This window comes from Klebsiella sp. K47 (assembly GCF_051858335.1).
GTDB classification, from domain to species: Bacteria; Pseudomonadota; Gammaproteobacteria; order Enterobacterales; family Enterobacteriaceae; genus Klebsiella; species Klebsiella pneumoniae.
Genome location: NZ_JBPYUI010000010.1, coordinates 180,617 through 193,450, shown reverse-complemented (window position 1 = coordinate 193,450; position 12,834 = coordinate 180,617). Strand labels below are relative to the sequence as shown.

10 protein-coding genes are annotated in these 12,834 nt (G+C 60.8%); 4 read left to right on the top strand and 6 right to left on the bottom strand.

The window, feature by feature from the left end:
* On the top strand, nt 1–1,612 hold a 1,612-nt coding region (gene pqqF, locus RRF55_RS12500), incomplete at its 5' end, for a pyrroloquinoline quinone biosynthesis protein PqqF (protein WP_439419131.1).
* Here pqqF and RRF55_RS12495 read toward each other — a convergent pair.
* From RRF55_RS12495 to RRF55_RS12480, 4 genes are all read right to left on the bottom strand, one after another.
* Entirely contained in the window at nt 1,609–2,346 is a 738-nt protein-coding gene (locus tag RRF55_RS12495) for a glutamine amidotransferase (protein WP_016831591.1), read from the bottom strand. The two genes, pqqF and RRF55_RS12495, sit on opposite strands and share 4 nt — an antisense overlap.
* 112 nt (nt 2,347–2,458) lie before the next feature.
* Complete coding sequence (gene mrdA, locus RRF55_RS12490; RefSeq protein WP_016946773.1) at nt 2,459–4,369, bottom strand: penicillin-binding protein 2; 1,911 nt, start codon at nt 4,367–4,369, stop codon at nt 2,459–2,461.
* Nucleotides 4,370–4,567: 198 nt separating this feature from the next.
* Nucleotides 4,568–5,044: a DMT family transporter gene (locus tag RRF55_RS12485; protein WP_004143692.1), complete on the bottom strand. Its 477-nt coding sequence runs from the start codon at nt 5,042–5,044 to the stop codon at nt 4,568–4,570.
* Nucleotides 5,045–5,053: 9 nt separating this feature from the next.
* The gene (locus RRF55_RS12480; RefSeq protein ID WP_083565212.1) at nt 5,054–5,488 is read right to left on the bottom strand and encodes a DMT family transporter; all 435 of its coding nucleotides are present in this window, start codon (nt 5,486–5,488) and stop codon (nt 5,054–5,056) included.
* A 99-nt stretch (nt 5,489–5,587) separates the two neighbouring features.
* On the opposite strand from RRF55_RS12480, the gene RRF55_RS12475 reads away from it, so the two are divergent.
* Nucleotides 5,588–6,520: a LysR family transcriptional regulator gene (locus tag RRF55_RS12475; RefSeq protein WP_016530119.1), complete on the top strand. Its 933-nt coding sequence runs from the start codon at nt 5,588–5,590 to the stop codon at nt 6,518–6,520.
* A 268-nt stretch (nt 6,521–6,788) separates the two neighbouring features.
* A complete protein-coding gene (gene katG / locus RRF55_RS12470; RefSeq protein ID WP_009485840.1) occupies nt 6,789–8,966 on the top strand; it encodes a catalase/peroxidase HPI in 2,178 nt (725 codons plus the stop codon).
* Nucleotides 8,967–9,000: 34 nt separating this feature from the next.
* Here katG and zapE read toward each other — a convergent pair whose 3' ends face one another.
* Nucleotides 9,001–10,062, bottom strand: coding sequence for a cell division protein ZapE (gene zapE, locus RRF55_RS12465; RefSeq protein ID WP_004153572.1), 1,062 nt, complete (start codon nt 10,060–10,062; stop codon nt 9,001–9,003).
* Between the two features lie 97 nt (nt 10,063–10,159).
* Nucleotides 10,160–10,840 (bottom strand): MgtC family protein, encoded by a 681-nt coding sequence (locus RRF55_RS12460; protein ID WP_002906011.1) that lies wholly within the window; start codon nt 10,838–10,840, stop codon nt 10,160–10,162.
* 587 nt (nt 10,841–11,427) lie between these two features.
* On the opposite strand from RRF55_RS12460, the gene RRF55_RS12455 reads away from it, so the two are divergent.
* A complete protein-coding gene (locus RRF55_RS12455) occupies nt 11,428–12,834 on the top strand; it encodes an MFS transporter (protein ID WP_004180040.1) in 1,407 nt (468 codons plus the stop codon).

Genomic DNA, 12,834 nt, shown 5'->3' with positions numbered 1-12,834 from the left:
GCCGCTGCGCCTGGGCGAGTTCACTGCACTGCAGCTGGCGGTCTCCAGCCAGCCCGCGCTGTGGCGCTGCCCGCTGATCGCTTTAAGTGACAACGTCACGTTACTGCGCGAGTTTTTGCTGGATGAAGCCCCCGGCAGCCTGATGGCCGGCCTGCGCCAGCGCCGGCTGGCCGGGGATGTGGCGCTGAACTGGCTGTATCAGGATCGGCACCTCGGCTGGCTGGCGCTGGTCTTCGCCAGCGACCGGCCGGAAGAGGTCGACCGGCAGATAACCCACTGGCTGCAGGCGCTACAGCAAACGACGCCTGAGCAGCAGCTACACTACTATCAGCTATCCCGCCGCCGCTTTCAGGCGCTGTCGCCTCTCGATCAGCTGCGCCAGCGGGCATTCGGCTTTGCCCCCGGCGCGCCGCCCGCCGGGTTCGCCGATTTTTGCTCCGCCCTGCAGGCCGCCCCGTCGGTCAGCCTGGCCTGTCAGACCGTTTCCCCAGGGGAGCCTGTTGCCACCCAGGGCTTTAGCCTGCCGCTTAGCCGCTGGCGCCGCCGCCCTGAGTCTGACCCGGCGCTGGCGTTCGCTTTTTATCCGCAGGCCGCTGGCGATCTCGTTGCCAAATGCCCGGAGAAAGCCGCGCCGCTGCTCCACCTCCCGTCACCGGGAGAGCCGCCGAGGCTCCTGCTGCGACCGCCCTTCTACTGCTCGCCCGATCAGGCCGAGGGGCTGGCGCGTGGGGAACAGCTGCGCCCACTGCTTGCCGCCCTGCGCCATGCCGGGGGACACGGCGAGTGGCATCTGTTCGACGGCAGCTGGCAGTTGACCCTCCAGCTGCCGGAGCCCGGCCGACGGCCGGAGGCGATCCTGCAGGCCATCCTGCGGCAGCTCGCGCTCCCGGTCGCCTCGCTGACCCCACCGCCGGAAAGTATCGCTATCCGTCATCTCATGGCTCAACTCCCCGAACGGCTGGGTACATCCGGGCATCAGAAAGGTTGGCTGGCGGCCCTGGCCGGCGGCAGCGCAGAAGATGCGCAGTGGGTAGCGCGTCAGCTGAGCCTGATTACCGCCCCGGTTAATCCGCCGATGCCCGCTCCGGCGCCCTGCCGCCGCGGCGTCGAACGTCTGGTTTATCCGGGAGGCGATACGGCGCTGCTGGTCTTCATTCCGCTGCCGGATGGCGCCTCGCTGGCGGCCCTGCGGCTGCTGGCGCAGCATTGTGAGCCGCTATTTTTCCAGCGCCTGCGGGTGGAGCAGCAGATTGGCTATGTGGTGAGCTGCCGCTATCAGCGGGTCGCCGATCGCGACGGGCTGCTGATGGCGCTCCAGTCCCCGGATCGCCTCGCCGGGGAATTGCTGCGCTGTGGTAAAGACTTTCTGCGCCAGCTGGCCCCCATGGATGAGGCGACCTTCAGACCGCTACAGCAGCGCCTGGCCGCTCAGACCCGCGCCAGGAGGCCGCCAGAGGCGCGGGCGCTGTCCGCCCTGCGTCAGGAGTATGGTTTACCAGAGCTAACGCCGCAGGCGGTTGACGCGCTGCGCTTTGCAGAGGTGGCCGATCTGGCACGCGAAATGACCCGCCGGCGTCGCCGCTGGCAGGTGCTATTCACGACAGGGGATTAATGGCCGGGGGCATCCGGGGTCAGAAAGGCGCTGACGAAGCGCGTAAGGATCGCCGCGCCCTGCGGGCTCTCCTGCACCTCGTCGTGTAACCGCTGCGCGTCAATACCTTCCGCCTGCAGCACCGCCTCCCGGTAGCGGATCAGCGAACGGGCTATCGGCGCGGTAAATTCCGGGTGAAATTGCGTAGAGACCGCGTGCGGCCCATAGCGCACAATCTGGTGGGGATCGTGGGAGGACGCGGCCAGCACCGTGGCCCCTTCCGGCAGACGAGTCACGGTTTGCAAATGGCTCAGATGCGCAGGAAATGTGGCCGGCAGGCCGATCAGCAGCGGATCATCGATACCCCATGGCGACAGCGTAATGGTTTGGCTGCCGCTTTCCCGCCCGCCAGGATGATACGCCACCTCGCCCCCCAGGGCATGGGCCATCAGCTGATGACCATAACAAACGCCGAACAGCGGCATGTGGATAGCCACCGCCTGCCGGATCCAGTCGGCGGTCCGTTCGCTCCACGCCAGACGATCGGTTACCATCGCCCACGAGCCGGTTAGCACCGCTATGGTCTGGTTATCCGGCGTCGGCAGCGGTTCATCTTCAAACACCCGCACCGTGGTGAGCTGCGTCTGCCACGGCGCCAGCAGCGTGCGAAACCAGCGCGGCAGATCGCCATGCGCCTGGCGAATGGCCGTCGGCGGCGTGCCGGTCTGGACCAGCAGTAATCGGTTACGTGTCACCTTTTCTCCTCGCTCCGGGTCATGTTCCCGTAAAACACTATGCCGCCGGGAAGACGATGGGACAAATAACCAATTACTATGGACGATGCGCCTGCGGAATAAGTCCTGTCGCTTACTGGGCATCGGCGCTATCACGCTGCGGCACATCGGCTGCCGCCGAAGATGCCTGCTGCGGGACAAAAATATGGTCCAGGATGGCGCGCGCCGTCGGTCCGGCTACCACCCCATCCCCGCCGCCGTTCTCCAGAATCAGCGCCATCGCCACCTTCGGATGCTGATAAGGGGCAAACAGGGTGTAGAAGATATGGTCGCGCAGACGCACCGGGATCATTTTGGCGTTATAGGTCTGGTTTTGCTTCAGGCTAAAGACCTGCGAGGTCCCGGACTTCGCCGCGATCTGATACGGCGCAGTATGAAACAGCTTATAGCCGGTGCCGTTGGGCTGATTCGCCATCCCATACATGCCGTTGCGCACAATGCCCCAGTACGGGGATTTCGGGTCACCCACCTGCGGCAGGTTCGCCGGCTGCTGATAACGTTCCACATGGTTGCCCTGCTTCATCGAATAGAGCAGATGCGGATCCTGTACTTTACCATTGTTCAGCAGAGTGGTAAGCGCCTTCACCATCTGGATCGGGGTGGCGATCCAGTACCCCTGGCCGATGCCGACCGAGATGGTGTCCCCCTGATACCAGGGCTTTTTATGCACCCGCTGTTTCCACTCCCGGCTGGGCAGCACCCCGGCGTACTCCTCATTAAGGTCGATGCCGGTGGACTGGCCGTAGCCGAACTTGCTCAGCCATTCATGGATCCGGTCAATGCCCATCTCGAAGGCGACCTGATAGAAAAAGGTGTCAGCCGACTCTTCGATGGCTTTAGTCACGTTGAGCATGCCGTGGCCGGTCTTCAGCCAGTCGCGGTAGCGGCGTTGCGTGCCCGGCAGCGTCCACGTCGGCGCGCCGAAGAAGGTGGTGTTCGGGGTGATGACCCCTGCGGAGAGCGCCGACAGCGCCATATAGGGCTTCACCGTCGAGGCCGGGGGATACAGCCCCTGGGTGACGCGGTTGATCAGCGGCCGGTCCGGATTATCGAGCAGCGATTTATAGGCCTGATAGCCAATGCCTTTGACGAACGGATTAGGATCGTAGCTGGGGCTGGAGACCATCGCCAGCACGCCGCCATCCCGCGGGTCGACCACCACTACTGCCGCCCGCTGTCCCTTCAGCACCGACTCAATGTACTGCTGGAGATGAAGGTCGAGAGTCAGATAGAGGTTTTTTCCGGCCACCGGCGGCACCTCTTTCAGTAGACGCACCACCCGGCCGTGGTTATCCACCTCCACTTCCTGATAGCCGGTGGTGCCGTGGAGCGCTTTTTCATAATAGCCCTCGATGCCCTGCTTACCGATATTGCGGTCGGCGGCGTAGTTCTCCTCTTCGCCGTTTTTCGCCAGCCGCTGCAGATCGCTGTCGTTGATTTTCGACACATAGCCCACCACGTGCGCCAGCTCTGCGCCGTAGGGGTATTCCCGTTGTTGGTAGCTCTCCACCGTCACGCCGGGGAAACGGAATTCGTTGACCGCGAAGCGGGCCACCTCCACATCGCTGAGGTCTGACTTGAGGGTGACCGCTTTGTAGCGGCTGGTGTGGTGCATATCGTCGCGAAAGCTGGCGATGTCGTCCGGCGTCAGGTCGACGATAGGCGTCAGCTGCTGCAACAGCGCGGCCATATCGGGAATTTTGCTCGGGATCACCTGCAGGCGATACAGGGTGATATTCTGCACCAGCGGAATGCCGTTGCGATCGAATATCAGCCCGCGGCTGGGGGCGATGGGCAGCATTTTGATGTCGTTCTGGTTTGACCGGGTCTGGTAAAAATCATGCTGCTCCACCTGCAGATGGTAGAGGTTAACGATCAGCACGCCAAAGCAGACCACCACCAGCAGAAAAGCAATTGCGGCCCGGCGGATAAACAGCATCTCTTCCGCGGAGTGGTCGCGAATTTCATCTCTCAAAAGGGGCATTAGCGGTACATCACCTGAATCACTGGAAAAGCCAACGGCGTAACGGCCGGGAAGCATAGCCTTATCGCAGCGCCAGCCCTACTGAAAGGTTGCTAATGATCTGGCAGAAATGTTTCAGCATGTTAGAGGGATCGTTATTCTTAACCTTGCCCGTGACGCGTCAGGCTATATTCACGATGCCCGACGCGTCGGCGCAGCTCACTGTTCTGCGCGGGCCGCCTCGTGGGAGGTAGCCGACTTCCCTGAGGTGTAGATTAAGTACAGCGCGAGGGCCAGACATATCACCGCCGCCAGTCGCGCCGGCGAGAACGCCATCGTGCTATTGCCCAGCCAGCCAAAGTTGTCGATCAGCAGGCTCATCGTCAGCTGGCCAAAGATCACCGCCACGGTAGCCGTAGCGGTGCCTATCCGCTGCACCGCCAGCACCATAATGACGATGTAGGGCACGCCGCAAAAAGCGCCCAGCAGCTGCCACTTAGGCACCTGTAGCAGGTTTACCGACGTCGCTGGAGCAAAAAACAGGATCAGCAATCCCGTCACCAGCGCGCCGGTGGCGAAGGTTAAAAAGGCGCTGCGCAGCACCCCCACCTGGCTGCCAAGACGGCCATTTATCGCCGCCTGGACGCTAAGCAATGCGCCGCCGCACAGTGCCAGAATGATCACTATCGTATCCATTTCCCCTCCTTAACCCAGAGCCACCAGCAGTAACGCCGCCATAATCAACATCAGCGCCATGGCGCGCCGCGGATCGATTTTGCGCCGTGGGCTGCCGAATAACCCGTAATGGTCGATCGCCAGGCTTTTCGCCACCTGACCCGCCAGGATGCCGATCATGGTCATGGCAATACCAATCACCGGCGTCGCCACGGTCAAGATCACCACGTACCCCGCTCCCAACAGACCACCGGTGAGTTGCCAGCCGGGCAGAGAAAAGAACGACGGGCTGCTACGCGGGCTGAAAAAGAGCATCAGAAAAAAGGTTAACACTGCGCCAATCCCAAAGATGCTCATGGTTGCCCACAGATCCCCCATCTGGCTCGCCAGCGGCCCCAGCAGGCCGGCCTCGACCGATAATCCCATGCCGCCGGCAATCACTAATAAAATGAATAATAACGCCATTACTGCGCCTCCTCTGTACAACAGGCGGCTGAGGATAAAACAGCGTGCTGATGCGATAAACGGTATAATGCAGAAAACACTATTGCAGGAATTGCACAGATGGCCGATGCCAGCAGCGTCGATTTTCGCGCCCTTCAGCTTTTCATCGCGGTTTACGATAACCAGAGTTTTTCCGTAGTGGCCCGCCGCGAAGGGGTCTCTCCCTCGCTGATCTCGCGAACCATCCAGCAGCTGGAAGATGCCCTCGGGCAGCAGCTGTTCTACCGCAACACCCGTGCCGTGGTACCGACCGAAGCAGGACGCTTTTTCGCAGCGTCCGCCCGCGAACTGCTGGGACAGTACGCCGACGCGCAACGGGCGTTACAGGATCGGGCACAGGTCCCCGGCGGACTGGTGCGGATCAATGCGCCGGTCTATTTTGGTCAGCGTCATATCGCCCCCTGGCTTCCGGAACTGGCGGCCCGGCATCCCAAACTGCAGTTTGACCTGATGCTGACCGACGATTTTATCGATCCCCATCGCGATGCGACGGATATCCTTTTTCGCATCAGCAGCCTGCCGGACGCGGGCTATCACGCCAGAGTGTTTGGCAGCCAGCGCTATTACCTGACCGCCTCCCCGGAGTATGTTTCACGGTACGGCAGCCCGACTTCGCCGGAGGCATTGCATCAACATCGCACGCTGGTGTATGGCGGTTCGCAGGGAGCCAACCGCTGGCTGTTTCGCCAGCGCGAAGAGGCATGGGTGCACTATCCGTTGACCCCGCTCATGACCTCGAACAATGCCGATGCCCTGCTCACTTCAGCCATCGGCGGGATGGGGATCGTGTTATTTCCCGACTGGATGGTCAGCGGGGCGCTGCACAACGGGACATTAGTCACGCTGATGGATCGCTATTCGGCGGCCATCAGCCACACGCCATCGTATATCGCGGCGATTTATCCTTATACCCGCCATCCCTCTCTCAACGTGCGGACAGTGATTGACTATTTTGCCGACGTGTTTGGATCGCCGCCCTACTGGCAGCGCTAATGCGAGATTCGTAGTAAAACTTGTCATATCTCAAACAATTAGCATTCCTTCGCCCAGCTTGACGCGAATCGTTTCCTTTGCCGCCTCGTTACGGCTATGGTTACTAATGAGGTTAATCTCAATCTCCAGGCCGACACGGTCCCACCAGGGGGTTGCCTAACCCTTCATTGAACGGAAATAGCTATTAAATCCGTAGATTCATTCAAATATCGCTTATTGGTAGCAGTGTATATCGTAACGGCATTCACAAAAGCAAACGGAGCCTGATATGAGCACGTCTAACGACCCATCCAACAATGCATCCGCCGGGAAGTGCCCTTTCCACGCCGAGACGCCAAAACAGAGCGCCGGCAGCGGCACCGCCAACCGCGACTGGTGGCCGAACCAGCTGCGTGTCGATCTGTTAAACCAGCACTCCAATCGCTCCAACCCGTTGGGTGAGAATTTTAACTACAGGGAAGAGTTTAAAAAGCTCGATTACTCCGCGCTGAAGGCTGATCTCAGAGCGCTGCTGACCGATTCGCAAGAGTGGTGGCCGGCAGACTGGGGTAGCTATATTGGCTTGTTTATTCGTATGGCCTGGCACGGCGCCGGCACCTACCGCACCGTTGACGGTCGCGGCGGCGCAGGTCGTGGACAGCAGCGCTTTGCCCCCCTGAACTCCTGGCCTGACAACGTCAGCCTCGATAAGGCCCGCCGTCTGCTGTGGCCGGTGAAACAGAAATATGGCCAGAAAATCTCCTGGGCCGACCTTTACATGCTGGCGGGTAACGTCGCTCTGGAAAACGCCGGCTTCCGCACCTTTGGCTTTGGCGCCGGTCGCGAAGACGTCTGGGAACCGGATCTCGACGTCGACTGGGGCGATGAGAAAGAGTGGCTGGCCCACCGTCATCCGGAAAGCCTGGCGAAACAGGCCATCGGCGCCACCGAAATGGGTCTGATTTATGTCAACCCGGAAGGTCCGAACGCCAGCGGCGAGCCGCTGTCCGCCGCGGCGGCCATTCGCGCCACCTTCGGCAATATGGCGATGGACGATGAAGAGATCGTCGCGCTGATCGCCGGCGGCCATACGCTGGGCAAAACCCACGGCGCCGCAGAAACCAGCCACGTCGGCGCCGAGCCGGAAGCCGCGCCGCTGGAAGCGCAGGGTCTGGGCTGGCACTCCAGCTACGGCAGCGGCGCAGGCGCGGACGCCATCACCTCCGGTCTGGAAGTGGTCTGGACGCAGACGCCCACCCAGTGGAGCAACTACTTTTTCGAAAACCTGTTCAAATACGAATGGGTGCAGACCCGCAGCCCGGCTGGCGCGATCCAGTTCGAAGCCAAAGACGCGCCGGAGATTATCCCGGATCCGTTTAACCCGGAGAAAAAGCGCAAACCGACCATGCTGGTCACCGACCTGACCCTGCGCTTCGACCCGGAGTTTGAAAAAATCTCCCGCCGCTTCCTCAACGATCCGCAGGCCTTTAACGAGGCGTTCGCCCGGGCGTGGTTCAAGCTGACCCACCGTGATATGGGGCCAAAATCCCGTTACCTCGGGCCGGAAGTGCCGAAAGAAGATCTGATTTGGCAGGATCCGCTGCCGGCAGCGACCCATCAGCCGAGCGCGGAAGATATCGCCAGCCTGAAAACCGCCATCGCCGGCGCCGGCCTGTCGGTCAGTGAGCTGGTCTCGGTCGCCTGGGCGTCCGCCTCCACCTTCCGCGGCGGCGATAAACGCGGCGGCGCTAACGGCGCGCGTCTGGCGCTGGCCCCGCAGAAAGACTGGCCGGTTAACGCCATCGCCAGCCGGGTGCTGCCGACCCTGCAGGCGATCCAGCGCGCCTCCGGCAAAGCGTCGCTGGCCGATATTATCGTGCTGGCCGGCGTGGTCGGCGTTGAGCAGGCGGCCGCTGCCGCCGGCGTCAGCGTCAATGTGCCGTTTACCCCAGGCCGCGTCGACGCTCTGCCTGAGCAGACCGACGTCGAGTCGTTTGATCTGCTGCAGCCGCTGGCGGATGGCTTCCGCAACTATCGCCGTATCGAAGGCGGTGTCTCGACGGAAACCCTGCTGATCGATAAAGCGCAGCAGCTGACGCTAACCGCCCCGGAAATGACCGTGCTGGTCGGTGGCTTGCGCGTACTGGGCGCGAACTACGACGGCAGCAAACACGGGGTGTTTACCGACCGCGTCGGCGTGCTCAGCAATGACTTCTTCGTCAATCTGCTTGATATGGCTACCGTCTGGAAAACGGCCGATGATAACGCGGAGCTGTTTACCGGCAGCGACCGTAAAACCGGCGAAGCGAAGTACAGCGCCACCCGCGTGGATCTGGTGTTTGGCTCCAACTCGGTACTGCGCGCCCTGGCGGAAGTGTACGCCTGCGCCGACGGGCAGCAGAAGCTGGTGCATGACTTCGTTGCCGCCTGGACCAAGGTGATGAACCTCGACCGCTTCGATCTGTAATCCTCTCGCCCCGGCTCCCGCCGGGGCGTTTTCCTTATACCGCCCGCGGCAGCTGTTGCAGGCGACTCCGCGTTCGTTGAATATCCTCCAGTTCCACCCCTGCCACCAGCGTCTCCAGGTCGCAGCGGGTCACCAGCAGCAGGCGGATCTGCTTTTCATACAGCACATCAATCACATTGATAAAGCGCTGCTGGGCCGCCGGCCCCACCGTAGCCAATGGCGGCACCTCGTCCAGTAGCCAGACGGCATAGCTTTCGCAGAGCGTCAGATAGTCCATCACCGCCGTGGCGGCCTGACAAAGCTGGGTAAAGGTGAAGTGCAGCAACGCGGGCGACGCCGCGGCCGCCAGCAGCGTGCGATAGCCTACCGTCAGCGAAACCGGTTCGCCAGGCAGCGACGGCAGGTCATACAGCTGACGCTGTTGTGCATTCGGATTAACCCACATCCGCCCGCTGCAGAAGGCGTTATCCTGGCTCAGATGCCGTTCGCGATAATCCTCCTCGCCGTTCAGCGCCACCACCGTTAGATGGGCGCGGATCAGCGCGATCGACGGTAAAAAGCGATCGTGATACAGCGGATTGGGCAGCAGCATCTCCGGCGGGTAGTTTGAGGTGGCCAGCAGCACGATACCGTGTTGAAAGAGGTGTTCCAGCAAGGCTTTAATCAGCATGGCGTCGCCGGGGTCGTGCAGATGAAATTCGTCGAAGCATAGCAGGCGGCAACCGGATGTCATCTGCCTCATCACCGTCTGCAGGTCGGGCGCTCCGGGGGCATTCAGCCGCTGGTGCAGTTCGCGGAAGAAGTGATGAAAATGGACCCGCCGCCTGGCGGCGAGCGGCAGGCTGGCGAAAAAGTGGTCGAGGATAAAGCTTTTCCCTCGCCCGGTACGTCCCCAGACGTACACCCCCTGCGGCCTGCCTGTCGTGGACACCAACTGCTGACCGAGGGCGTCAAGGCGGGCGATGAGTGACAGCTGATCGTCGTCCAGCGTCAGACGCGCCCGCGCCGCCTGCTCGGCCATCACGCGGGTAAAACGAAAATCAGCCGTCACCTCTGTGGGACCAGATTCCGAGGGTACACATCCATTATTTAACATTCTTATAACCTCCTGCGAGGAGGCCATTCTAGCCGCTTTCCCGCGGGATGGCGAATCGCGCGACGAGCGGCCATTTCCGCTGCTCCGCCGCCAGCCCCTACGCCTCTCCGACACGCCAGTGCACCGATGTGACGTTCTGCTGAACGCCCATCTGCGCCATAATTTGCGCCAGCGTTTTTTGGTGCTGCTTATGGCTAATCAGCTGCGCGCAAATCTCCAGATGGTCCGCGGTGTCCGCCGCCGCCGACTGCAATCCCTGCAGGGTAAACCGCTGCTGCTGCGCAATATTCAGCAACAGCTGACGCACGGCATTTTCATGTTCGCGCAGACAGGTGACGCGTAAGACATAGCGTTTCTCTTCGTCACCGGCCCCCGGCAAGGCATGAATGCGCTGCGCCGCCTCGCGCAGCAGGATATTGGCGCACAGAATAATCAGCGTAGCCGCCGTCGCGTTCCAGAACTGTCCCAGGCCGCAGAGTACGCCGATCCCGGCCGAACACCACAGCGTGGCGGCGGTATTGAGGCCGCGGACGTTCATGCCATCACGCATAATCACCCCTGCCCCAAGGAAGCCGATACCGGAGACGATCTGCGCTGCAATACGCCCCGGGCTGTCCGGCGAGGCCGACATCGCGCTGAGAATAAACACCGCCGCGCCGGTGGCCACCAGGGCATTGGTGCGTAAACCGGCCATACGTTGTCGCCACTGTCTTTCCGCGCCGATCAGCGCCCCCAACAACATTGCCGCGAGTAAATGTGTCATATAAGGAAATACCATCGCGCCTTCCTCCAGAAAACAGAAAGCCAAAAATTACAGATGTAGCGCTCAGCCGCGCCGGGCGATTAGCGGGTGGATGATGGTGGAGGAAATAAGGGTCTGGAAAACATAAACATAACGCTGCCTCTCGCGCTCAATGGCGCATAAATTATTGAGGGAGGCAATCCGGAACTGAGAGATTGCTGCCCGCCGGGATGGCAAGCAGCGAAATGATCGCGTTAGCTTGCCGGAAAATCGCAATAAGGGTGACTGTCCAACGTATGACTCCTGAATAAAAGTGGGCACATTATAGCCCGGGGTAATGATGGGTAAAGCACGAAAACGCCGCCGGTGACGATTCGTTTAGTTTGTCTTTCGCGGGTCCTGCGTAGCGTGACATCGCCAGGCGACTAAAATGCCGTCAGCGGTGATTTACTTCAATTCCGTCGCTGGGATGCGGCGAAAACCAGCATGAATATCATCTTTATGTCTCCCCAGCGCGATCTTACGCTAAAGAATGTCGCTAAGGCTAAGGATTAAAAATTTAAAACTATTAACAATCAATTAACATTAGCAGGCAAACCATTCTTCCTGAGGAACACAACACCATGTCTACCACCCAGGTTCTCGGCGAAACGCCCTATGCTTCGCCAGGACAACCGCACGCCAGCTTAACCGGACGCATTGATGCGCTGCCCGCCTCATTTGGGTTATGGTCGTTTATTACCCTGCTCTCACTTGGCGGCTTCTTTGAGCTCTACGATCTCTTCCAGACCGGGTATATCAGCGCGGGCCTGCTGGCGGAGGGCATTTTCCACACCGGACAGGCGGGCATCTTCGGCATCGCCGACCAGGCGGCCTTCGCCTCCGCCACCTTTATGGGGCTGTTTATCGGCGCCAGTCTGCTGGCGCCGCTGGCGGACAAACTGGGCCGCCGCCTGACCTTTATGGTGGCGCTCGCCTGGTACGGTCTTTTTTCGCTGCTGATGGCGACGCAGAGTAGCGCTGAAGGGGTGATCTTCTTCCGCTTTCTGGTGGGGATCGGCCTCGGCATTGAGCTGGTGACCATTGATACCTATCTCAGCGAATGGGTGCCAACCCATCTGCGCAATAAAGCCTTTGCCTTTGCCTTCTTCATCCAGTTCCTCTCGGTTCCGGCGGTGGCGCTGATGTCCTGGATGCTGGTGCCGACCACCCTGTTCGGCCTCAGCGGCTGGCGCTGGGTGATCATCTTTGGCGCACTGTTCTCACTGGCGATCTGGTTTATCCGCAAAAAGCTACCGGAGTCAGCCCGCTGGCTGGAAAGCAAAGGGCGGCATGATGACGCGCATACGGTGATGTGTGAGATGGAAGCCCGCTGCGGCCTGACGCCGTCGCCGAAGCATGCGCATGCGGCACAGAGCGTCGTCAAACGCGGCACCTTCCGCGAAATCTGGGCGCCGCAGTATCGGCAGCGCACCCTGATGCTGATGGTGATGAACTTCTTCCAGGCGATCGGTTTCTTCGGCTTTGGCAACTGGCTGCCGGCGCTGCTCTCCGGTCAGGGCGCCAGCATCACCCATAGCCTGCTGTACGCCTTCTTTATCACCCTCGCCTATCCGCTGGGCTGCCTGTTCTGCACCCGCTTCGTGCATCGCTTTGAAAACAAGTGGCAGATTGTCCTCTCCGCGCTGATGACCGTTATCTTCGGCACCCTGTTCGCTCTGCAAAACAACCCGATTCTGCTGGTGATCTGCGGGTTTATGATCACCTGGTCCAACGCCTGGCTGACCATCAGCTACCACGCCTACCAGGCCGAGGTCTTTCCGACCCATATTCGCGCCCGCGCCGTCGGCTTCTGCTACTCGTTCAGCCGGCTCTCGACCGCGGTGACCAGCATTCTGATCGGCATTATTCTGCAATACGCCGGCACGCCGGGAGTAATTAGCTTTATCGTCGTCAGTATGCTGATGGTGATGCTGTCGGTGGGGATCTTCGGCCCGAGAACGCGGGGCATTCGTCTGGAGAATATCTGA